Origin of the sequence: Aurantimonas sp. A3-2-R12, from assembly GCF_036016755.1 — a bacterium.
Taxonomy (GTDB): Bacteria; Pseudomonadota; Alphaproteobacteria; order Rhizobiales; family Rhizobiaceae; genus Aurantimonas; species Aurantimonas coralicida_A.
Genome location: NZ_JAYXIH010000016.1, coordinates 1 through 22643 on the forward strand (window position 1 = coordinate 1; position 22643 = coordinate 22643).

24 protein-coding genes are annotated in these 22643 nt (G+C 62.6%); 14 read left to right on the forward strand and 10 right to left on the reverse strand.

Annotated features, from left to right (window positions below; all coding sequences use genetic code 11):
* The 6 genes from VSX60_RS10070 to VSX60_RS10095 form a co-directional block, all read left to right on the forward strand.
* Positions 1-109, forward strand: a 109-nt coding sequence (locus VSX60_RS10070) for a formate--tetrahydrofolate ligase (RefSeq protein ID WP_327624117.1), incomplete at its 5' end; no start/stop codon positions are given.
* Between the two features lie 15 nt (positions 110-124).
* Complete coding sequence (locus tag VSX60_RS10075) at positions 125-979, forward strand: universal stress protein (RefSeq protein WP_327624034.1); 855 nt, start codon at positions 125-127, stop codon at positions 977-979.
* Between the two features lie 181 nt (positions 980-1160).
* Positions 1161-2108 (forward strand): Bug family tripartite tricarboxylate transporter substrate binding protein, encoded by a 948-nt coding sequence (locus tag VSX60_RS10080; protein WP_327624035.1) that lies wholly within the window; start codon positions 1161-1163, stop codon positions 2106-2108.
* Positions 2109-2161: 53 nt separating this feature from the next.
* Positions 2162-2665, forward strand: coding sequence for a tripartite tricarboxylate transporter TctB family protein (locus VSX60_RS10085; protein WP_327624036.1), 504 nt, complete (start codon positions 2162-2164; stop codon positions 2663-2665).
* A 46-nt stretch (positions 2666-2711) separates the two neighbouring features.
* Positions 2712-4235, forward strand: a complete 1524-nt coding sequence (locus VSX60_RS10090) for a tripartite tricarboxylate transporter permease (RefSeq protein ID WP_327624037.1) — start codon at positions 2712-2714, stop codon at positions 4233-4235.
* Between the two features lie 3 nt (positions 4236-4238).
* Positions 4239-6017: a hypothetical protein gene (locus VSX60_RS10095; protein WP_327624038.1), complete on the forward strand. Its 1779-nt coding sequence runs from the start codon at positions 4239-4241 to the stop codon at positions 6015-6017.
* Positions 6018-6090: 73 nt separating this feature from the next.
* Here the strand turns inward: VSX60_RS10095 and VSX60_RS10100 are convergent, their stop codons facing one another.
* The 7 genes from VSX60_RS10100 to VSX60_RS10130 all read right to left on the reverse strand — a co-directional run bounded on the left by VSX60_RS10100 (position 6091) and on the right by VSX60_RS10130 (position 12778).
* Positions 6091-7143 carry a ketopantoate reductase family protein gene (locus VSX60_RS10100; RefSeq protein ID WP_327624118.1) on the reverse strand — a complete coding sequence of 351 codons (1053 nt, stop codon included), beginning with the start codon at positions 7141-7143 and terminating at the stop codon, positions 6091-6093.
* A gap of 316 nt (positions 7144-7459) precedes the next feature.
* On the reverse strand, positions 7460-8440 hold the full coding sequence (locus VSX60_RS10105; protein WP_327624039.1) for an alpha/beta hydrolase: 981 nt from the start codon (positions 8438-8440) through the stop codon (positions 7460-7462).
* Between the two features lie 89 nt (positions 8441-8529).
* Positions 8530-9468 carry an ornithine cyclodeaminase family protein gene (locus tag VSX60_RS10110; RefSeq protein ID WP_327624040.1) on the reverse strand — a complete coding sequence of 313 codons (939 nt, stop codon included), beginning with the start codon at positions 9466-9468 and terminating at the stop codon, positions 8530-8532.
* Entirely contained in the window at positions 9465-9923 is a 459-nt protein-coding gene (locus tag VSX60_RS10115; protein WP_327624041.1) for a GNAT family N-acetyltransferase, read from the reverse strand. The genes VSX60_RS10110 and VSX60_RS10115 overlap by 4 nt, the downstream gene beginning before the upstream one ends.
* A 97-nt stretch (positions 9924-10020) precedes the next feature.
* A complete protein-coding gene (gene sseA, locus VSX60_RS10120) occupies positions 10021-10866 on the reverse strand; it encodes a 3-mercaptopyruvate sulfurtransferase (protein ID WP_327624042.1) in 846 nt (281 codons plus the stop codon).
* Between the two features lie 101 nt (positions 10867-10967).
* Positions 10968-11732: an alanyl-tRNA editing protein gene (locus VSX60_RS10125; protein ID WP_327624119.1), complete on the reverse strand. Its 765-nt coding sequence runs from the start codon at positions 11730-11732 to the stop codon at positions 10968-10970.
* A gap of 5 nt (positions 11733-11737) precedes the next feature.
* A complete protein-coding gene (locus VSX60_RS10130; RefSeq protein ID WP_327624043.1) occupies positions 11738-12778 on the reverse strand; it encodes a cysteine synthase A in 1041 nt (346 codons plus the stop codon).
* A 293-nt stretch (positions 12779-13071) separates the two neighbouring features.
* On the opposite strand from VSX60_RS10130, the gene VSX60_RS10135 reads away from it, so the two are divergent.
* The 3 genes from VSX60_RS10135 to VSX60_RS10145 all read left to right on the forward strand — a co-directional run bounded on the left by VSX60_RS10135 (position 13072) and on the right by VSX60_RS10145 (position 16234).
* Entirely contained in the window at positions 13072-14103 is a 1032-nt protein-coding gene (locus VSX60_RS10135; protein ID WP_327624044.1) for a hydroxyacid dehydrogenase, read from the forward strand.
* 210 nt (positions 14104-14313) lie between these two features.
* Positions 14314-15726, forward strand: a complete 1413-nt coding sequence (gene mgtE / locus VSX60_RS10140; RefSeq protein WP_327624045.1) for a magnesium transporter — start codon at positions 14314-14316, stop codon at positions 15724-15726.
* A gap of 106 nt (positions 15727-15832) precedes the next feature.
* Positions 15833-16234, forward strand: a complete 402-nt coding sequence (locus VSX60_RS10145; protein ID WP_327624046.1) for a MerR family transcriptional regulator — start codon at positions 15833-15835, stop codon at positions 16232-16234.
* 24 nt (positions 16235-16258) lie between these two features.
* On the opposite strand, the gene VSX60_RS10150 is transcribed toward VSX60_RS10145, so the two are convergent.
* The gene (locus VSX60_RS10150) at positions 16259-17215 is read right to left on the reverse strand and encodes a heparan-alpha-glucosaminide N-acetyltransferase (protein ID WP_327624047.1); all 957 of its coding nucleotides are present in this window, start codon (positions 17213-17215) and stop codon (positions 16259-16261) included.
* 95 nt (positions 17216-17310) lie between these two features.
* On the opposite strand from VSX60_RS10150, the gene VSX60_RS10155 reads away from it, so the two are divergent.
* The 3 genes from VSX60_RS10155 (at position 17311) to VSX60_RS10165 (ending at position 20357) form a co-directional block, all read left to right on the forward strand.
* The gene (locus VSX60_RS10155; protein ID WP_327624048.1) at positions 17311-18141 is read left to right on the forward strand and encodes an aldo/keto reductase; all 831 of its coding nucleotides are present in this window, start codon (positions 17311-17313) and stop codon (positions 18139-18141) included.
* Positions 18141-19472 carry a mechanosensitive ion channel family protein gene (locus VSX60_RS10160; protein ID WP_327624049.1) on the forward strand — a complete coding sequence of 444 codons (1332 nt, stop codon included), beginning with the start codon at positions 18141-18143 and terminating at the stop codon, positions 19470-19472. The genes VSX60_RS10155 and VSX60_RS10160 overlap by 1 nt, the downstream gene beginning before the upstream one ends.
* Positions 19473-19607: 135 nt before the next feature.
* Positions 19608-20357 (forward strand): YdcF family protein, encoded by a 750-nt coding sequence (locus VSX60_RS10165; RefSeq protein ID WP_327624050.1) that lies wholly within the window; start codon positions 19608-19610, stop codon positions 20355-20357.
* Positions 20358-20393: 36 nt separating this feature from the next.
* On the opposite strand, the gene VSX60_RS10170 is transcribed toward VSX60_RS10165, so the two are convergent.
* Positions 20394-20690, reverse strand: coding sequence for a DUF3253 domain-containing protein (locus VSX60_RS10170; RefSeq protein ID WP_442873079.1), 297 nt, complete (start codon positions 20688-20690; stop codon positions 20394-20396).
* Entirely contained in the window at positions 20687-21370 is a 684-nt protein-coding gene (locus VSX60_RS10175; protein ID WP_327624051.1) for a DUF599 domain-containing protein, read from the reverse strand. The genes VSX60_RS10170 and VSX60_RS10175 overlap by 4 nt, the downstream gene beginning before the upstream one ends.
* Before the next feature lie 262 nt (positions 21371-21632).
* Between VSX60_RS10175 and VSX60_RS10180 the strand changes: the two genes are divergently transcribed.
* The gene (locus tag VSX60_RS10180; protein ID WP_327624052.1) at positions 21633-21758 is read left to right on the forward strand and encodes a hypothetical protein; all 126 of its coding nucleotides are present in this window, start codon (positions 21633-21635) and stop codon (positions 21756-21758) included.
* A 255-nt stretch (positions 21759-22013) separates the two neighbouring features.
* The gene (locus tag VSX60_RS10185) at positions 22014-22451 is read left to right on the forward strand and encodes a DUF1489 family protein (protein ID WP_327624054.1); all 438 of its coding nucleotides are present in this window, start codon (positions 22014-22016) and stop codon (positions 22449-22451) included.
* Positions 22452-22643 lie beyond the last annotated feature (192 nt).

The window sequence follows — 22643 nt, forward strand, 5'->3', positions numbered from 1 at the left end:
CGTCGTGGTCGTCTGCGGCGAGATCATGACCATGCCGGGCCTGCCGCGCGTGCCCTCGTCGGAATCCATCCGGCTCAATGACGAAGGCCTCATCGAAGGCCTGTTCTAGAAGGGATATGCGACCGTGATCCGCGAGATACTCGTTCCGGTACGTGGTGACGGCAAGGGCGACAACGTCCTTGCCCATGCCTCCGCCTTGGCCAGACGGTTCAAGTCACACGTCGTGGTGACCCATTGCCGTCCGAGGCCACAGGACCTGCTGCCCTATGGGGTCCCGGTTCCCACGTTCCTCAAGGATCAGCTGCAAAAGCAGGCGATCGAATTGGCCAACCAGGTCGAGAAGAGCTTGAAAAGCGAATTCGACATGCTGGTTCAAAAATTCGATCTGACGGTCTCCGATGAGCCGATCGCGGGAACGGCGACAGCGACTTGGGTGGAGGAAGAAGGACGCCAGGTCGAAGTGATCAAGCGCCATGGCCGGTTGGTCGATTTGATCGCGGTGGCGCAGCCGGATCGAGCCGGGATGCTCGGCGTCAACAGCCTCAAGGCAGCGCTGTTCCACACGGGCCGGCCCGTGCTGTTGTGTCCGCCGACCGACACGCCGCCGTTGCAGATCGGCACGCACATCGTCATAGCCTGGAACGGTTCGACCGAGGCAGCGCGGGCGGTCGCGCTGAATATCGGACTTTTGGAAGACGCCAGCACCGTCACGATCCTCACCGGTGGTGAGGAGGCGTACGGGACAACGTCCGAAGATCTCGCCAGCTATCTCAAGAACCGTGGGATTACGGCTGAGATCGAGAGGTTTTCGGCCGGCCACAACGTCGGCAAGGAGTTGCTGGAACGCTGCCGGAAGCTCGGGGCGGACCTGATGGTCATGGGGGCCTATGGCGACAGCCATGAGAAGGAGATCATGTTCGGAGGCAACACGCAGACGGTCATCGAATCGACATCGATACCGGTGGTTCTGGTTCATTAGGGAAGAGGTTCAGTGTGGTCCGGGAAATTCCGGACCGATTGTCATCGATTGACGAAGTCCCTAGAGCCTGATTTACAATAAGAACAGCCGTGTAAAACGGCGAGTGTGAATATCGTGCTTGCTAATGCAAGTAAAATTTTAATGGGAGGAAGACAAAATGAATATCAATAGAAGAGTTCTCATGAGTGTCGTCGGTGCGACCGCATTGGCTTCGACTCTGTTCACGGGCGTTGCCAATGCATGGGAGCCGACCAAGCCGGTCGATTTCGTGATCATGGCCGGCGCTGGTGGCGGGGCGGATCAGATCGCCCGCTTCATCCAGTCGGTTGCCGAGAAGAAGAAGCTGACCGTCCGGCCCCTCGTGCCGAACAACAAGGGTGGCGGCTCCGGCGCTGAGGCGCTGATCGCTCTCAAGGGGGCCAGCGATCCGGATCATACGATCCTCGTCACGCTGAATTCCTTCTTCACGACGCCGCTGCGCCAGGAAAATCTGGGCGTCGACATCACCACCTTCACGCCGATCGCGATGATGGGCGTCGATCCGTTCGTCCTTTGGGTCCACAAGGATTCTGGCATCACGAGTTTCGAGCAGTGGGTCGAGAAGGTGAAGGCCGAGGACGGGAAATACGTCATGGGGGGCACCGGCAAGGGACAGGAAGACTCGCTGGTCATCGCCTGGATGGAGAAGAACTACGGCGTCAAGATCAAGTACATCCCGTACAAGGGCGGCGGCGAGGTCGCCAAGGAGCTTGCGGGCCAACAGATCATGGCGACCGTCAACAATCCGTCGGAAGCACGCGGGTTCTTTCAATCGGGCGATGTTGTGCCCTTGGTAGCGTTTTCAGATGAGCGGCTGCCGAACCTTCCCGATGTTCCTACCATCAAGGAGCTTGGTAAGGACTTCAGCTACTACAATCAGCGGGCCGTCGTCGGTGCGCCGGGTATGTCGGAGGAAGCCGCGCAGTATTACCGCGATCTCTTCGGGACTATCTACGATTCCGAGGAATGGCAGGGCTACATGAAGTCCGAGAGCTTGGAAGGCCTTCCCATGAATGCCGACGAGCAGAAGACGTATTGGACGACGCAGGTCGATCGCCACAAGGAGCTGTTGAAGGAAATGGGTGAATAAGCCCAAATCCTGACTGAACGATAGCAACGATACTAAGTCTAGGGAGAGCCGGCATGCGCCGCGCAGAAATCGTAACCGCGGGCGTGCTGGCCCTCCTTTCAATATACTTGATGTGGAAAAGTACGGAGCTGGATGTCGGCTATATTCGGGGTGAAGGCCCTGGGGGGGGTGCTTGGCCATTCTGGCTGGCCGGTGTCATGCTGGTTTGCACCGGTGTCATTGCTTTCAATTGGTACCGGCGGACGTCGCCGCCGTCGCAGTCGACCGAACCTTTTCTCGACCCCTATGGGCAAAAGATGCTCGCGCTCGTGGGCGGTGGCATCATCGGGTTCGTCGCGCTGGTGAACATCCTGTCGATGTACGGCGCGATGTTCGTGTTCCTCATCTACTATCTGCGCTTTCTTGGACGTCACAGTTGGGTGATGACGATGACCCTCGCCACCGCGATACCTGTCGTCTTCTTCTTCTTCTTCGAGGCGCTTATGCGCATCACCTTGCCCAAGGGCATGGCGTTTCTCGAGCCGGTGTTCAATGCGTTGAACACGATCATCTACTGATGCGAACGGCTCAGGCAATTATCGAGCCCGCGGGGAGGCGGCAGTTATGATGGAAATTCTGGGGCTACTGGGGGACGGCTTCTGGCTGGCAATCCAGCCCGTCAATCTGATGCTGATCATTATCGGTGTCACGCTGGGACTATTCATTGGCGCGATGCCGGGTTTGGGATCGGTCAATGGCGTTGCCATCCTGCTTCCCATCACCTTCCTCGTGCCACCGGCCTCGGCCATCATCTTTCTCGCCGCGATCTATTACGGTGCCATGTATGGCGGCGCGATCAGTTCGATCACGCTGGGCATTCCGGGGGCTTCGACGGCGGTCGCGACGACCTTCGACGGACGGCCGCTGGCTCTGAAGGGCCGCGCCAGTCTGGCCCTTATCACGGCCGCGGTCGCGTCTTTCGTCGGCGGCACTGTCTCCAACGTGCTGTTCACGGCCTTCGCGCCTCCGCTGGCAACCGTGGCGCTCAGCTTCGGACCGCCAGAGATCTTCGCGCTGATGTTGCTGGCCTTCGCAACCTTTGTGGGCTTGGGCGGCGATGACATCCCGAAGACGATTTTCTCGATCTGCATTGGACTGGTTTTCGCGGCCGTCGGTTATGATGAGATTTCGGGGGCTCCGCGTCTCGTTTTCCTCGGCATTCCGGGCTTCCTGCACGGTGTGAACTTCCTGGTTCTGGCCATCGGCGTCTATGGCATCGGCGAGATGCTCTGGACCATCGATTCCACCCGCGGCAAGATCACCTCGACGATGGCGAAGATGTCGTTCCGCGGCATCAACGACGACACCAGGGAGGCGTTTCGACGGGGTTGGAAAGGCATGGGCATCGGCTCGTTCCTCGGGTTCTTCGTCGGCATCCTGCCCGCCGCCGGCGCTACTCCCGGTTCGCTGATGTCCTATGGTGTCGCCAAGATGTTCTCGCGCAATCCGAAAGAATTCGGGCAGGGCCATCCGGGTGGTGTCGCCGCACCGGAGGCGGCGAACAATTCCGCCTCGACCGGCGCCATGCTGCCGATGCTGACGCTCGGTATCCCCGGTTCTCCGACGACGGCCATCCTGCTTGGCGGCATGGTCATCTGGGGTCTGACGCCAGGGCCGCGCTTGTTCACCGATCAGCCGGAATTCGTTTGGGGCCTCATCGGTTCGTTCTACGTCTCGAACTTCTTCGCGCTAGTCATCAACATCGCCTTCATCCCGCTGTTTATCTGGATGTTGCGGATGCCCTTCACGGTCCTGGCACCGATGATCTTCATCCTGTCGGTCGTGGGTGGTTATGCCGCGACACAGGACATGCACGACGTCTGGCTGATGTTGATTTTCGGCTTCGGGGCGTTCTTCCTGCGCAAGCTCGATTACCCGGTGGCGCCGGCGGTGCTGGCGATCGTGCTCGGACCGATTGCCGAGCCGACCTTGCGGCAATCGCTGCTGTTCTCATCGGGCGATCCGTCGATCTTCTTCACGCGGCCGATCGCCGGACCGATCACGGTCATCGCCTTGATCCTGATCTTCCTGCCGCTGTTCAAGCTGATCTGGGACAAGACGCGGCGTCCGACCTCGAAACCTGCCTGATCGATGGCGGTCACCGAAAGCCCGGGGGACACGGGGGCCGAATTCGGCCCCTGGAATCCCGGGCTGAGTTCGACGATACCGCAGCGGCTTTTGCCGCTGTCGACCATGTTCCGTCCGGAAAATGTCGAGACCGGCTTTAGGGAGGCTCGCGAACTCGCCGACTTCAGCGGGCTCGACCCCAAGGACACGATTGCCTTTCGCGCGGAACGCTTGATCGTCCACGAACTGCTGATCCGGGTGACGGCGGATCTATCGGTGCCGGACGGGCCGGAATACGAGGAACTCGGAATCAACATGCGCGGGATGACCGCGCGGATCTACGACGAGCACGTCAGGCCGCGGCTCGGCGGTTTGAAGTCGGAGCACGAGCGGCTCGTCAGCCGGGCTCGCGATTTCTTCGCGGCGGAATTGCAACGACTGGACCGACCGCAGGCGTCGCCAGGCGCGGCACCGACAGCGAAAAGTGGTTTGCTGGACAGGTTGCTTGGCAGGGAGCGAAAGACGCCGTCACCTAAGGCCTTCCCGGATGACAGAGCCGCGCTCGAAGCCGCCACCGCCCGCTGGGCGGGGATGCAAGATTCGTTCGAGGCGGCCTGCGCCAATGCCCTTGCCACGGTCACCAGCGCGGTCGTCCGCACCCATGGCCGGTTGCCCTTTGACAAGACGATGATCGTCGACCTTGCGGCCAATTTTTTCGTCAACGACTATGGCAGCGCGCGATTGGGTTCCGCGCTGGATCCGATTATCGAATCGGCGGCGAAGGTCGAAGGCTATCGGTATCTTCCGACCCAGACGGAGCCGTTCGTCATGAACGTGAAGGGGGCGTCGGCCGCCGGGAAGAGTACCATCCGGCCGCATCAGCGCGCCCTGGCCAAAAAGCTCGGTGTGCCCTGGGAGGACTTTGCCCTCGTCAGCCCGGATTACTGGCGCAAGCATCTCCTCGACTACGGTTCGCTGGGGGCTGATTACAAATATGGAGCGATGCTCACCGGTCACGAATTGGAGATCATCGACCGGAAGCTCGACCGCTACATGGCCGAAAAGGCCGACCGGGGAACGATGCCGCATCTTTTGATCGACAGGTTCCGCTTCGACAGTTTCAGAACCGGTGACAATCAGGATCGCGGCAGCAATCTGCTGACCCGGTTCGGCCACACCGTGTTCATGTTCTTCATGGTCACCCCGCCGCCACACACCGTGGAACGGGCCTGGAAACGCGGGCTGACGACCGGACGGTACAAGGCCGTGGACGATCTTCTCCACCACAATATCGAGGCCTATACCGGCATGCCCGCGCTGTTCTTTTCCTGGGCGTTATCGGACAAGAAGGTTCACTACGAATTTCTCGACAACGATGTGCCGAAAGGCGAGCGCCCGCGTACAATAGCCAGCGGCTGGAACCGCCGGATGAACGTCTATGACGTCGATGGGTTGCTGAATATCGAGCGGTTCAGGAAAATAGATGTTCGCGCATCGGGTCCCGGCGAGGTTTACCAGGAGGGAGCCGATATCCTCGCGGAAAACCTGGAATTTCTGCGGCAATGTAGCGAGCGCCTCGACCAGGTTCGGTTCGTCAATCCCAAGACCGGCGAGCGATACGGCCTTATCGGGACGGAGAGCCGGGCGTGGTGGGACCGCAGCTTGTCATCCTGTCCGGACGAGCTCTCGGACCTCCTGGAAGGGGTCGTTGCGGACGCCGCGACGCATCCTCGAAGCGATACCGCAACCGGTGGCTCGGATATTGGGGACGAAATGAACTACATCATTGGCCAGCTGCATTAAACGCGCCGGCAAGCCGCGCCGCTGATCTGTTCCGGTTTCCTGCAAGGCGCCGAGGCGCCTTGCAGGAGCGATGTCACGCCGCCTTCACGCAATTCGCGGCCAGTTTCCGGTCGACTGTGTCGACCGTCACGTTGAGGGCAGGGTGCTCCATGCCGAGCGACAGTCCAATCCGCTGCACCAACTTGTCCACGCGTTCGATGGTCGTCGCACCGCCGGCAATTGCCCGCGCCGCCGACGATGGCTTCAACAGATTTTCAGCGGCTTTGGCATATTTGTCGAACGGCACAGGATCCTCCGGCGACGCCCCGAGACGGCTGACGATCTCGTTGACGAACCCGTAGATCTCTCGCGACAAATCGATGTCGCCATGGACCGCGTCGCGGATGGAGATGGGGTCTCCGGCGGTGATGCAGCGGTAGTTTCCCGTCGCCAGCATGCTCCACTTGGCAAGCGGAACATACAGCGAATCATGCACGCGAAGCTTGACGGGCACCTCGTGGCCGTCGAGCCGCACGGCGTCGATGTCGGCCGCCAGTTCGGCCAGCAGCCTGTCGTGATCCGGGTTGTCGAAACGCGCGACCTTGAAGTTGGTCGGAAGGCCGACATGCAGGACGTTGGCCTTGTCTTCGGGCGGGCGGAAGGCTTGCGGGTCCGGCGAGCACAGCGTCATCAGCGCAGGGTCGAACTGGTCCCAGATGCGGGCATCGGTGTAGGCGGTCCCGAGCTTGCTACAATCCAGCCCCGGCAGGCGCTTGAGGTAGGGCAGGGGCGGCATGTTCATGATCGACATGCACGGGACCGCCGCTTTGGCCGTCCGGTTCAGCAAATGCCTGAGGGCGGGATCTCCGTATTGCGGCTCCTGCATGGCGAGACAGACAAGGTCGTAATCCGCGGGATCGATTGCCTCCGGCGTGCTCGCGTCCACGCGCCCGGGCAAATCGCGGGAGAATATGCTCCGATGGGCATCTTCACCCTTGAGGCGAATGCGCACTTCTGTTCCCTCGTCGTTGATCAGGGCCGCCGTGGCGGCCCTGCAGAGCAGGGTGACATCGTGGCCGGCCATTGCCAGTTTCGTGCCCAGCAATGAGCCATATGAGGCGCCGAGTATGAGAACCTTATGAGGCATTGAGTCTGCTCCCTTATTGCCGTCTGGGGTGTCAGCCACATTATCTGGTATACCTAACACCAGAATGCGGGTTCTTCCAGACCGCTTGTCTGAATAGTTGTCGTTACGCGAAAGGTTGGTGGGAAAAGCAGAGGCTCGGCTCCGGCTGAGGCAGAGCTTCGCTACCCCATTCAACCATTATGCGAGGATGATGGACGGCGGTGCTGACTAAGTAAAATTCGGAAAATTTATCCGACCCATAAATAAAACTATGGGTGTATCCGAGATGCGCGCTCGGTGCCCACCCACCCAAGCGACTACGTGGCAAGCGCCGTGCTCAGGGTGATGGCAGCGATCTGATCCAACCGGTGATCTGGGCGGCAAGGGCGTCGGTCGTCTCGGGAGACAGAATATCGCCGGCGATGACGTGATTCTCCGGATCTCCGCTGGACGGCACCAGAACGGTCTTCGTCGGGCCGCCCCAGCGCGCCAACACGTCCTCGGTGGCGGCTGGATCGACAATCTGGTCCTGTGGCGAGAACAGCGCGAGGGCCGGGATCGTGATGGTGGACAGGTCTAAAGCCAGGGTGGCGCGGATGAGCGCGGCCATGGGAACGAGCGCGCCGATCGGGTAGGATGTCGTCCAGTTCTCGGCCTGCTTCTGATTGACGGGCGCAAAGCCATGCGTGGCACCTCCGATCCGCGGCAGGACTTTCCGCGCAAAGGGTAGATCCAGAAGGAACGCCCGGCGGTCCTTTAGGCCGAAATTCGGCGAAACCAGCACCAACCCTTCGACCCGGTCCATCAGGCCTGGAATGGTGGCGCCCAGCGTCGCCAGCGTGCCGGCGGTCGAGGTCCCGATGACGATGACGCGGTTGCCGATCGTTCGGCCAATGGCGATGGCCTCTGCGAGATCGTTGACCCAGTCGTTGACGCGTGCCTGTTCCATCGCGGCCGGATCGCGGCCGTGGCCTGTGAGCCGGGTGTAGAAGAGGTTGGCGTCGAGAGCCTTGGCGATCTTGTCGGCGAGCGGGCGCGTTTCGGCCTTCGTCGCTGAGAAGCCATGGACATAGACGATGGCGAGCGGCGTCATGGCGCGTGAGGCGGGAAAGGCCCAGACGATTTCCTTTTGGGCATTCTGCCGCAGGTTGGGGATGTCCGCCTCGCTGCGCAGAAGATAGGCGACGGGGTCGCCGCCGATCACCGCCGGATCGAACCGGACCGTCGTGTCGACCGGTTCGCGCGGGGCGAGGTACCAGAAGCCGGCTGCCGCCAGCAACAGGACGAAGACGAGGGCAAGGGAGAGACGCAGGATCACGGGAACCGTCCATTCGCGGCGGGAGACGATTCTGCTCTACCGCGTCTGACGCCGTCGGAAAACCATCGGCCGGGAATCCGCATCGCGCCTCAGCCCGCCGCCTCGACGACACGGCGGATGAGGGCCCCGACCATCAGGTCGAGATGCGCGCCGCCGCCGTTCTTGAAGGCGGTGATGGCGTCGGGTCCGCTGCGCCCGGCCGTGCCGGCGCACAAATCCGCGAGGTCGCCGCAGATCGTCTCTTCGACGATTGTCCCGGCGTCAAGCGGGATTTGAATCTCGCCGATATGGCCGAATGTGGTGCGACGCGAATCGACGAAAAGCTCGGAGCGCGTCAGTACCGCGTCGTCGGCCTCGCGCATGTCGGGGCGGAACGCGCCGATCAGATCGACATGGGTACCAGGCTTCAGCCATTCGCCCTTGAGGAACGGCTCGGTGGCCATCGTCGCGGTCGAGACGATGTCCGATTCGCCGACGGCGGATGCGAGATCGATGGCGACCGCGACTGGGACGCGGGCGCTGGAATACTCGGACGCGAGACGCTCGGCTTTCTCGGTCGTTCGGTTCCAGACGGTGACTGCCTCGAGGTCAGGAAAGATCTCGCAATAGGCTTCGATCAGCGAGTTGGCGACGGTGCCGGCGCCGCATATCAGCAACCGGCGGGAGTCCGGGCGCGCCAGCAGCCGGGCGCCGAGGACGGAGTCGCCGGCGGTTTTCCATTTGGTGACCAGAATGCCGTCGATCATGGCGACCGGGGCGCCGGTGGCATCATCGAACAGGATCATTCCGCCCTGGATCGATGGGAGCGGCGGGGCCTTGCCCGGATTGTCCGGATAGATGGTGACGGATTTCAGCGCGATGCCGAGCCCTTCGATCCAGGCGCCGCGATTGAGCATGCTGCGGCCCGACTGCGATAGCAAAAGGTCGCCGATCTCGGCCTCGGGCAGCCGGTGGCCTTCGGCGATCGCGTCGGCGACGGCCGTCCAATCGAGCAGCGGGTCAGCCTCGTCGAAACCGATGAACCTCATGTGGTTGCCTTCGCCGCGGCCTGTGTTTTCGCCTCTATTGCCGGCGTCTGGACCCGCCGGGTCGCATAGGGACGAAATCCATGCTTGTGGTAGAGCGGCAGCGCCGCCGGATGGTCGAGCGTGTTGGTTTCCAGCGTCAGACGACCGGCCCCCTCGGCGAACCCGACCGTGATCGCCTTGCTCAACAGGTAGTCGGCGAAGCCACGGCCGCGAAACGCCGGCAGGATACCGAAATGCACGATCCGCGCTTCGCGGAGGGCAGGGCGCATCTCGATCTCGAACCAGCCGGCGACAATCTCGTCGCATAAGAGCACGAAGATACGTGTCGTCTCATTGTGAATTTCCCGGCTCAACTGGTCGTCGGGCAGCAGCCGCGAGGTCCAGTGATGGGCATCGCCGAGCGCCCGGTAAAGCATCCGGTAGCTGTCGAGCCGGATGTCATGAACGCGCGTCACGGCGAGCGGTTTGTCGCAGGGCGGCGGTGGCACCTCGGTTTGCGGAGGCTCTCGCATTTCCAGGCTAATCACCTGTGTCGTCAGGAGACGCATCGTATCAGCGCCCGGTTTCGACCGGCGTATCGGCGGCCGAGCCCCACTCGGTCCATGAGCCGTCGTAAAGGGCGCACTGGCGGTTTCCGAGCGATTCCAGCGCAAGGTTGAGGACGGCGGCGGTGACGCCCGAGCCGCAACTGGTCACCACCGGCGCCTCGGGATCTAGCCCGGCCTCGGCGAAGATGGCCCGCAACGCCGCTTCCGATTTCAGCCGACCATTTTCGGAGAGCGCCATGAACGGCACGTTGAAGGCGCTCGGCATGTGACCGGCGCGCACCCCGGCGCGCGGTTCAGGCGCTTCACCGGTGAAACGGGCGGCGGAGCGTGCGTCGGCGATCTGCGGGCGGCCGCCCGCCACCGCGGCCTTGACCTCGTCGAGCGAGGCGACGGCGCTGCGATCGAAGGATGCGGCGAAGGAGACGGCTTCGGGTGAGGCGGCTCCGGTCTCGACCGGCAGCCCCGCCTCTTGCCAGGCCGGAAAGCCGCCGTCGAGCACGCGCACGTCTTTCGCCCCGAAGGTGCGCAGCAGCCACCAGACGCGCGGTGCGGTGAACAGGCCGACGCCGTCATAGACGACGATCGTATCGGTCTCCGAAACGCCGAGATCACCTACAGCCGCGGCGAAGACGTCCGGCGAGGGCAGCGTGTGGGGCAGGTCTGAGGCCGGATCAACGATTTCGTCTTGGTCGAAGAAGACAGCGCCGGGAATGTGCGCGGCGTCGAACTCGGGCCGGCCGAGACGGTTCTGCGCCGGCAGGTACCAGGAGGCGTCGACGATTGACAGGCCCGGCCGGCCGAGATGTTCGGCAAGGTCGGCCGGGGCGATGAGAAACGGGTTCTGGCTCATGGGAGGCCTCGGAAAGGGCGCACCGCGATGATAAGACGGGCGGTCAATTAGAATAGTCCAGCGGCGCGCGCAGCGGCAAGCCCGCGGGCCTGGCGAGAGGGTCAGCCGGGCAAGGGACCGAAACGGATGCGAAAGCGCCGGTTCGACTTGCCCTTCTTTTCGATCTTGCCGATGTGGATGTCGCCGACCTCGCCGGTTTCCTGCACATGAGTGCCGCCGCAGGGCTGGGTATCCACCGAGCCGTTTTCGCCGATGCACACCAATCGGATTCGCCCCGAACCGCGCGGTGGCTTGACGTTGGCGGATTTGACCAGCCCCGGATTGGCATCGAGTTCAGCCTCGGTGATCCAGCGGGTGAAGACCGAATGGTTTGCCGCAACGAGGTCCATCAGCTGCGCGGTCACGCCGGCCTTGTCAGCGGAGGCGTCGGGGATGTCGAAGTCGATGCGGCTCTCCTCCTCGCCGACGGCGGCGCCGGTGATCGGGAACGGGCAGACGACGGTGAGAAGGTGGCAGGCGGTGTGCATCCGCATCAGTTTGTAGCGCCGCTTCCAGTCGACATGCAGCACCAGGGTCTCGCCGGCGGTGGGGAGGGACGCGCCTTCCTCGGCGAGCATCACAACCGTTGCCTTGTCGGGCGCATACACCGTGTCGACGATCTTGATCTGACGTCCGTCAGCGGTCTCCACGAAGCCGCTGTCACCCGGTTGGCCACCACCAGCAGCGAAGAAATTGGTGCGCTCGAAGACCAGGCCACGCTCTCCCTCGATGCGCGTCAGAGGCGCTTCCAAGGTCGAAAGATAGGCGTCGTCCTGATAGACGCGCTCGGTCGCTGCGAGCGCGGCGGCACCGCCCGGTCCTCCCAACACGGTCACCCGACTGGCTCGAACGGAATGTCGAACGCCGGCTTCTTCTCGATCCATTCGGGCACCGGAAGGTCCTTGGAGCGCAGGAAGTCAGGGTTGAACATCTTCGATTGATACCGATTGCCGTAGTCGCACAGGATGGTCACGATGGTGTGGCCGGGACCCATTTCCCTGGCCATGCGGATGGCGCCGGCGATGTTGATGCCGGACGAGCCGCCAAGGCACAATCCTTCCTCCCTCACCAGGTCGAAGACGATCCTCAGCGCTTCGTCATCGGGGATTTGAAAGGCGAAATCCGGCGTGTAGCCTTCCAGATTGGCGGTGACCCGGCCCTGGCCGATGCCCTCGGTGATCGAGGAGCCTTCCGACTTCAACTCGCCATGGGCGTACCAGTTGTAGAGGGCGGCACCCATCGGATCGGCGATCGCGGTCTTGATCTGCCCGGAGCGGCGTTTGAGCCCCTTGGCGACACCGGCCAGCGTGCCGCCGGTGCCGACGGCGCAGACGAAACCGTCGACCTCGCCGGCCGTCTGGTGCCAGATCTCCTCGGCGGTGGTCACCACATGGCCTTCGCGGTTGGCGACATTGTCGAACTGGTTCGCCCAGATCGCGCCGGCCGGATGACTTTTCGCCAGCTGCGCGGCAAGGCGCCCTGACAGCTTCACGTAATTGTTCGGGTTCCGGTAAGGAACCGCCGGCACTTCGATCAGCTCGGCGCCCATCAGGCGCAGCGCGTCCTTCTTTTCCTCGCTCTGGGTCTCGGGAATGACGATCACGGTGCGATATCCGAGCGCGTCGGCAACCAGCGAAAGACCGATGCCGGTGTTCCCCGCCGTGCCCTCGACGATGATGCCGCCGGGCTTCAACAGGCCTTTTTCCTCGGCGTCGCGGACGATGAACAGGCCGGCGCGGTCCTTGACCGACTGTCCGGGGTTCAGGAATTCCGCCTTGCCGTAGATTTCGCATCCGGTCGTCTCGGATGCCTTGTGGAGCCGGATCAGCGGCGTGTTGCCGATGGCATCGAGAACGGAATTGTATCGGGACATGAGGCGAAGGACTCGAAAAGCGCGTGGGACAGGGTTCGAGCGAACCTATGGCCGCCGGGCGGGCGAGGCAAGACGATCCTTGCGAAGCGACCGCGTTGTTCCTTCACCACGGCCGCAGTAGCGCGGATCGCGCCAGCTTTACGCCGGCCGCTCCTCCCGATCGCGCTTCGGTCGCATATGCCGGTATAGTGTCGCGGCTTTCGTCTTGCGGGGCTGTCGTCATCCGTGGTGTGAGTCGTGCAATCCGAAGGCGGTTCGCAGCCGCCACCTTCAACCGCGTCGGAGCGCAGTCCATGCCGAAGCCCCGCCTTCCTCTCGTCATCAGCGCGCCCGAGCCAAGGTCGCTGGACCTGATCTTCTCGCCCGAGGCGCGGCTGGAACTGCATCGGCGCTACGACATCCACGACGCGGACCCGGCCGGCGTTGGATCGCTTGCGCCCGATATCCTGGCACAGGCGCGCTACATCATTGGCCAGCCGCCGCTGACGCGCGAAGCGATAGAGCGGATGACGTCCCTGCGCTGTATCTTCAACGTCGAGAGCAATCTCCTCGACAATATGTCCTACGATACGCTGTTCGCGCGCGGCATCCACGTCGTGACCACCGGGACGGTGTTCGCGGGACCGGTGGCCGAACTCGGCCTTGCCATGGCGCTCAATCTTGCACGCGGCATCGTCGATGCAGACCTCGCGTTCCGTGAGGGCAGCGAACTTTGGGGTAGCGAGGGCAATCGGACGGCGCGGCTCCTGTCCGGGGCCGATATCGGGATCATCGGCTTTGGCGATCTCGGTCGAGCGCTCAACCGGTTGCTTACCGGCTTCCGCCCGCGTGTGCGGGTCTTCGATCCCTGGCTGCCGTCCTCCATGCTGGTGGAGGCGGGCACCGAACCGGCGGGCCTCGACGAAGTTTTCGCCGAAAGCGATTTCATTTTCGTGGTTGCCTCGGTGACAAGCGAAAATCGCGGCTTTATCGACCGCGATAGCTTCGCGAAGATGCGTCCCGGCGCTGCCTTCATCCTGCTCAGCCGCGCCGACGTCGTCGATTTCCCGGCGCTGATGGACGCTGTCAGCAGCGGTCACATCGTGGCCGCCAGCGACGTCTTCCCGGAAGAGCCGTTGCCACGGGACCATCCGGTGCGCGGCCTTCCAGGCTTTCTGTGTTCGGCGCACCGTGCCGGGGCCTTGGATGCGGCTTTCAAGAAGATGGGTGACGTGGTGCTCGAGGACATGGCACTCATGGATCGCGGTCTGCCACCGCTGCGTTGCAAGCGGGCCGAGCGGGAGACGGTTCAGCGCATGCGTTCGCGGCCGGTTACGACAAACTGAGGCCGTGCCCCCGTCCCGGGAATGGTGAGCCTCGCGCGCGTGATCTGCATGCGCCAAAGCTTTACTCTGCGGATTTTCTTCTCAGATGATGCGAGGCGCCGAGCGCTGGACTACGGCCGCTTCCGAAGGGGCGGAATATGATCTAAATGCTCGGGGTGACGGTCCCGCTTTTCGGCGGATGCGAATTTTTCCGCTGCAGAGGGAGTGTGCATGGCTGATACGCGGCTCGACGAACATGTACCCGAAGCGGAGGTCCGGTCGGAATTATACGATGAGGACGGCTTCGTTGCCCGCGAGTTTCGCGAGCGCGTCGAGACAGCGATCGCGGCGGGCGATTCCGAGATGCTGCGGGGGGAAATCAGCCCGCTTCACGAGTCCGAGCTCGGCGATGTTCTCGAAGCGCTTGATAAGGACAACCGCCAGGCGCTCGTCCGGCTCCTGGGCGACGCGTTCGATTATACGGCGCTCACCGAGGTCGACGAAGCAATCCGCCTGTCGATCGTCGATGCGATGCCGAACGAGCAGATCGCCGCGGCGGTCCGCGAACTGGAATCCGACGACGCCGTCTACATTCTGGAGGACCTCGAGGAGGAGGATCGCAAGGAGATCCTCGAGCGCCTGCCGTTTCGCGAACGGATTCGGCTGCGGCGTTCGCTCGAATATCCAGAGGAATCGGCCGGTCGGCGCATGCAGACCGAGTTTGTCGCGGTGCCGCCCTTCTGGACCGTCGGCCAGACCATCGACTACATGCGCGAGGAGGAGGATCTACCCGAATCCTTCGCCCAGATCTTCGTCATCGATCCGAGCTTCAAGCTGCAGGGCGCCGTCGACCTCGACCGCATCCTGCGCGCCAAGCGGCCGGAGAAGATCGAAGACATCATGCACGAGACGCGCCACGCGATTCCGGCCGAGATGGATCAGGAAGAAGCGGCGCAGGTCATCGAGCAATACGATCTTCCCTCAGCCGCCGTGGTGGATTCGAACGAACGGTTGGTCGGTGTTCTCGCCATCGACGATGTGATCGATATCATGCAGCAAGAGGCCGAGGAGGACATCAAGCGCCTCGGCGGCGTCGGCGACGAGGAAATCTCCGATACGGTGCTGACCGCCGCGCGGTCACGCTTTTCCTGGCTGCTCATCAACCTCGCGACGGCGATCCTCGCCTCTCTCGTCATCGGGCTCTTCGACGCGACGATCGAGCAGATGGTGGCACTTGCCGTATTGATGCCGATCGTCGCGTCGATGGGCGGCAACGCCGGTACCCAGACCATGACCGTCACCGTTCGGGCCTTGGCCGCGCGCGATATCGACTTTCACAACGCCGGGCGAGTCATTCGACGAGAAACTCTGGTCGGGCTGCTCAACGGTTTGATCTTCGCGGCGATCATCGGCGTCGTGGCGGCCATCTGGTTCGACAGTCGCGGACTTGGCACGGTGATCGCGATCGCCATGGTCATCAATATGCTGGCCGCCGCGCTCGCGGGAATCCTGATCCCGCTGGTGCTCGACCGGCTCGGCGCCGACCCCGCCATCGCGTCCGGCACATTCGTAACGACGGTGACCGACGTTGTTGGCTTCTTCGCGTTTCTCGGGCTCGCGGCCTGGTGGTTCGGCGTCGAGTGAGGACGTCGCTGACGCGGCCGAGCCATTCGTTGAGCATTGCAATTGACTTTGACGTAAATCTATATTCATGCAACGCGGGTCATACGAGGCGGGAACCGGATCGCATATGCGCGAATATTACACGATCACGGAGCTGACGCGGGAGTTCGACATCTCGACTCGCACGATCCGGTTCTACGAGGATGAAGGTCTGATCTCGCCCATCCGACGCGGCCGGACGCGGCTGTTCCGGCACTCCGACCGGCAGCTGCTCAAGAACATCCTGCGCGGCAAGCGGCTTGGTTTTTCGATCGCGGACATCCGCGAAATCATGAACATGTACAAGAGCCCGCCCGGCGAGGCCGCGCAATTGCGGGCGATCATTCGGCGCGTCGGCGACAAGCGGCGTGAGCTCGAACAGAAGCGTCGCGACATCGAGGAGTTGCTGCGCGAACTCGACGCCGCCGAGGAGGCCTGTCTCACGCGCATGGCCGAACTCAGCGTGGGACAGGGCGCCCGCGCGGGCTGAGGCTGCGTATATCGGCCAGCCCCGCTACTTGGTTTGCTCGAAAGAGCACTGATTGGTGATCTCCCGGATGCGTGTCATCTGGGTTTCGTCCGGGCCACCTCCCATCAGCGCGTCGAAAAGTCCCTGCGCGCGCAACTCCCTTTCCGCGCAACCACAATAGCGCTCGCAGAATTCCCCGTCGCGTTCGGCCAAACAGGCCCGCTGGCAATCGGCGCGGAAGACGACTTGCGTGTCCGCCGGTGCGGCCAGGGAGAAAACGAAGACCATGCCGAACAAGATCGGCTGGTGCAGCAGGTAGAACAGCAGGGCATGGCGGCCGAGGACGCCCAGCCGCCACATCGGGCGGAGTGCCGGGTTCCAGCCGCGCATCCGGTCGAACACGCTGTGGGCGAGGGCGAAGCGCGCCGCCGCGATGCCTGCCAGGACCGCTCCGAAGAACGGGAAGATCGGAATGAAATCGTTGGAAAACGGGGGGATCTGGTAGAAACCGATCCAGGCGAACCATTTCGGATCGAAGACGGGGTGCGAGATCACGAAGGGCAGGGCGACCGTCACGATGGCGGCGAATGCGGTCACGAGCCAGGGCAAACGAATAAACAGCAACCCGAGCAGGCTGGCGACCGCGATCAATTGCAGGATGCCGAAGAATACGAAGCTGTTCGGCGTGGCGAAAAACGTCACGACCGTGATTGCCACAGCGCCGGCGACCACCTGCGCGAGGCGGATCAGGAAGGGACGCCAGCGGATCGTTCGCCCGTGAGCAAGTACCAGGCTGACACCGACGAGGAACAGGAAGCTCGAGGCGATGGCGCGCGCGAAGATCTTCCAGCCGCCTGAACCGGTCAGCCCGCGCTCGACATAGTTGAAGAACTCCAGATCCCAGGCGAAGTGGTAGATCGCCATCGCGAACAGCGCGACGGCGCGCGCGATGTCGATGAACTCGATGCGACCTCGGTTGGTCGGATTGACGGATTGGGACACGCGACTTCCTTGACGCTGGACACCCTTGCGGGCCGCCTATTTTGATGATGGAGGCCGCTAGGTCGATTCGGCCCTTTACCCTGGGAAGGCAATTCATGAAGATCATCGAGGCGAACGGCGCGCGCATCCCCGCGATCGGTTTCGGAACCTATACACTCGAAGGCGAGACTTGCGTCGATATGGTGGCGAAGGCAATCGATGCCGGCTATCGCCATCTCGACACGGCGCGCATGTACGGTAACGAGAAGGAAGTCGGCGAGGGAATTCGCCGAAGCGGCATCGATCGCGAAGAGCTGTTCGTCACAACCAAGATCTGGTGGACCGACATTGGTGAGGCCGACCTTGTGCCGACCGCGCGAAAGGCCTTCGAGGTATTGAATATCGGGGCGGTCGACCTGTTGCTGATCCATTGGCCGAACCACGAAATCGCGCTGGAAGAATCGATCGACGCGTTGAACGCGACGATCGGCGAGGAACTGACCAGACACATCGGCGTCGCAAACTTTCCCAGTGCCATGCTCGACGAGGCAGCTGCTATGTCGGCGGCACCGCTCGTCTGCAACCAAGTCGAATATCATCCCTTTCTGAGCCAGGACGATGTTTTGACGGCGTGTCGGCGCCATGACATGGCGATGGTGGCCTATTCGCCCATCGGAAAGGGTGGCGTGCTTCTGGAGAACTCGGTCATTCGCGACGCCGCCCGGCGCCACGGCAAGACTCCCGCACAGATCGTCCTGCGGTGGGAGATTGAACAGGATGGTGTCGGGGCTATTCCGCGGACCTCCCAACCAGATCGGCTGAAGGAGAACATCGACATCTTCGATTTCGCTCTGACCGACGTCGAGCGGCAGGAGATAACGGCGCTGACACGTCGCCGGGAGAGGCTGATCGATCCCTCCTTTGCCCCGAACTGGGACCGCGCCTGATGGACGAATGGGCGCTGCGGCGGATCGGCGCGGATGTCGTGGAGTGGAGTCGGGATCTTTTCGGCTTCTTCTACCAGCCGTCGTCACTTCTGCAGATTGCGATCGTCATTGCCTGTCTCGCCTTCGCCTGGCTGCTCGATCGCCTGTCGCGTGTGCCGATCGAACTTCAGGTCCGCAAGATCAAAGGCGCGCCAAGGTTCCTGCGTATCGTTGCCGCCATTCGCCGGCGGATGGGCCTGGTGTTCTTCGTCCTGCTCCTGTGGGGCGCCAAGCTCGTCGATGCGGCCGCGGGCGGGCCACGCTCCCAGATCGTCGCGATCGTCTTCGACCTTGCGCTTGCCTATCTCGTCATCGCGGTCGTCTCACGAATTGTCCGCAACCGCCTACTGTCGCGCGTGATCACCTTCGTCGCCTGGGGCTTGGCGGCGCTTTCCATTCTCGATCTCATCGGCCCGGTCGCCGAAGTGCTGGACCAGACCGCCTTGACCGTCGGGCAATCGCGCATCTCGGCGCTGCTCGTCATCAAGACCATAGCGGTTCTTGCCATTACCCTCTGGCTGGCATCGACCGCGGGAAACTTTCTGGACACCCGCGTTCAGCGCAGCGAGGAGCTGACGCCCACTCTAAGGGTGCTGATCGGCAAGTTCCTGAAGATCGGCCTGATCCTTCTGGCGCTGGCAGTCGCGCTCGCCTCGGCCGGCGTCGATTTGACCGCGCTGACGATTTTCTCCGGCGCAATCGGTGTCGGTCTCGGCTTCGGTCTGCAGAAGGTGGTCTCGAACTTCATCTCGGGCATCATCATCCTGACCGACCGGTCGATCAAACCGGGCGACACGATCTCGCTCGGCGATACCTTCGGTTGGATCAGAGAACTGCGCGCGCGTTTCGTCTCCGTGGTGACCCGGGACGGACGCGAATATCTGATCCCGAACGAGGACTTCATCACCAACCAGGTGATCAACTGGTCGTTCTCCAACGATCTGGTGCGTATCGACGTCGAATTCGGCGTCTCCTATGATTCCGATCCGCACGAGGTGATACGCATTTCCAAAGAGGCGACCGTCGCGCTCGAACGGGTCGTCAATCACAAGGGTGTCGTTTGCTGGATGACCGGCTTCGGCGACTCCTCCATCGATTTCGTCGTGCGCTTCTGGATCCGCGATCCACAGGCTGGACTCACCAACGTCAAGGGCGAAGTGTTTTTGGCGCTCTGGGATGCGTTCAAGGCAAACGGTATCGCTATCCCGTTCCCGCACCGCGAGATCATCATGCGCACGCCGGTCACCGTGGAGAAGTCCGGCGGTGCGGGCACCGGCGACGCGGAATCGTGATGATTTGACTGAGGCTGGCAAGGATACACGGGTCGTCAGCTTCTGATATGAGGGTGCCGCACTACTACCCATGCCAGGAGGCCGGCCCTGTTCTTCTATCTTGCCAAGCTCGGCTGGTTTCTCCTGCAGCCGCTGGTGGCCATCCTGCTCCTTGGAGCGCTCGGCTTGCTTGCCGGGCGGCTGCGCTATCGGCGGACCGCCGTGACGCTGTACTCGCTCGCGGCTGTCGCGCTGGCGGTCAGCAGCCTGACGCCGGCGGGCTTGGTGATGACGGCGTACCTGGAGAATCGTTTTCCGCGCCCGGAGCTTCCCGCCGAGGTTACCGGGATCATCGTCCTCGGCGGAGCCTTTGATACCCGTGTGGCACGAACCCGGGGAGTGCCGGAGCTCAATGAGGCCGCCGACAGGGTGACGGCAGCGCTGGCGTTGGCGCGGCGATATCCGGACGCGAAAGTGCTGTTCAGCGGCGGCGTCGCCGCCGTGTTCGAGGACGACATCCCGGAAACGGAGGCGGCCAGCGAGCTCCTTCTTTCGCTCGGCCTCGCGTCGGAGCGGCTGGTGCTCGACAGTCGGGCGCGCGATACGTTTGAAAACGCGCTCTACGCCAGACAACTCGCACAGCCGAAGCCGGGCGAGACCTGGCTGCTGGTGACGTCAGCCTACCATATGCCGCGTGCCGTCGGAACGTTCCGGGTCGCGCAGTTCCCGGTGCTGCCCTATCCGGTGGACTATCGTACGCCGTCGGGCACCGCGCTGTGGCGCCCGTCGAGCGCCACGACCCGAAATCTGGAGAAGGTGCATTTCGCGATACGCGAGTATCTTGGGCTCCTGGCTTATCGCTTGGCGGGGCGCACCGATGCGCTCATACCTGGCCCCAGAACCTAAGCCTTGGGCCCACGATCACGCGAATTATTCAGCCGATCAATTCTCGGTCGAGCGGGGTGCGGCCAGACGATAAACGCCCCGAAAATCATGCGGGTCGACGGTCTTGCCCTTGCGGCGGATATCAAGCCGGCCCGCATCGGCCAACCTGACAGCCTCGGCCCGGATCGGCTTCATCAGGCGTCGCCAGTTTTTCTCGTCGGACCCGGCGAGGGCCCGCGCCACCTCGGAGGGGCAGACCGTCTTGCCATCTTCGCGCGCCGCGACCGCCGTTTCGATCGCCTCGGTGATGGTGAGTTGGTCGGGTTGCGGAAACTGTTTCGGATCGTCGGTCAATTGATGAACGCCTTTCGGGCCGGGGAATAGAACTGGCGGTTGGCCAAGATCATGAGGACCAGGAAGGTCGTGAGAAACAGCGCATATGGGCCGAGAAACCAGCCGAGATAGGCCAGTGCGAAGAAGATCGCCCGCAGCCCGGAATTGAAATTCAGGCCGGCTTGCTGGTTGAGCCGCGCCGCACGCACGACGGCTCGTTCGGCTTCGGCGGGGTTCGCCTCTGCATCGGCATGCATCGGAATCGCGCCGATCAGGATCGAGCAATAATTGAACAGGCGATACGCCCAGCCGAACTTGAAGAACGCGTAGGCGAAGATCATCACCAGCCCAAGCAGCTTGAACTCGACCAACGCCCGGTCTAGCCGACCGTAGAATGGCAGATCCGACGCGATGACCGCGATACGCTCGGCCGAACCCAGCATGGCGAAGGTCCCGCCGATGGCAAAGATGCAGGCCGAAGCGAAAAATGCCGTACCCTGCTGCAGTCCAGCCATGATCGCGGTGTCGATCATACGCAGATCGCGCAGGAACATGACCCGCATCCAGCGTTCCCGCTGCTGGTTGATGGCGCTCGACAGGCCTCGCTCCGCGAACGGTCCTCGTTCCGTGAACCAGCTATAGCCGACCCACACGACGAGGAAAATCACCAGTGCTGCCAGATCGATTGTGTCGATGAGCATCGGCCATGCCTCTTCTCGTTCCATTTATGCCCACTCCCACCCAGTCGTAGGCCGCTCGTGCCGAGTCACAACAGTGACAGGCACCCGGGCAAGCGTTCCGTCAAGGTCGGGACAAGGCTGATGAGTGTAAATTCACCATCCGAAAATTTTCGGGGACAGCATCTTGTGAAGGCGGGGGTTAACCGATATTTAACCAATGCGGATCGCCGGACGGGGGGTCGTAAGCGGTTCGCCAGCTTCATGAATTAGGATTGTGTTTCAAATGGATGACAGCGTGCGCAAGTCGTGCTGGGGCGTAACCGTCTGGACGGTTTCGATCTTCTCGGCATTACTGCTTCTCGGTTTCCTCTTCAGCGTGCCCGAGACGATCGCGATCGCGGCCAACTGACGGCGCGGCCGGAGCGAACCGGCAAGACACCTCATTCGACTGTCCGACAGACGCGGCCCTGTGATGTCATCGCAGGGCCGTTTTGTTCGTTTCGGTATTGAGAAGGTGCTGCGATGGAGACCGTCTGTTGCCGCCTGTTTTCGGGCGAGGCAGCTTCTCGTTCGCGCCTCGGCCGGCAAACCTCGTCCACACCGAAGGCGATTTACCGTTCTCCAGCCTTGACGCAAGACGGGGATTGCCTCGACAAGCGTCGGTATGGCTCTGCATTTGATCAAACTGTGCGTCGGCGTCGAAAGCATCGACGAACTGGAAACGCATGTGGAAAATCGCGTCGCCAGGGCGCGCCGCGGCGGCCTGTCAACCGAGTATACGCACACCACCCGCATGACCCCGACGCGAGTCGACGACATCATCGATGGCGGCTCGCTCTATTGGGTGATCAAGGGCCAGGTCCAGGTACGCCAGCCAATTATGGCCATCCGGCCGTTTACCGACGGGGAGGGAATCAAGCGGTGCCACATTGTGCTGCAACCGGTTCTCGTGCGTACCGTCTGGCAGCCCCGACGCGCTTTTCAGGGATGGCGTTATTTCAAGGCCGAAGACGCGCCGGCCGACATTCCCGATTCCGGATCGGGAGAGGAGCAGTTTCCGCCGGATCTTCGCCGGGAACTGATGGAACTGGGACTTCTGTAATTTTCGCTGGCCGCCCATCGCTGCGAGCGGCGTGCGATCAGCGGAAGCGAAGCCTGACCGCCGGCGCTCCGCAAGGGCCCGCTGTCTTGATCCGGCTGTAACAGACCGGCTGCGACGCCCGCCAGGCCCGGGCGCCGTGCGACAGTAGCAGGCCGACGAGATCCTTTGCCTTCAGGCGGGAGCGCCCTTCGC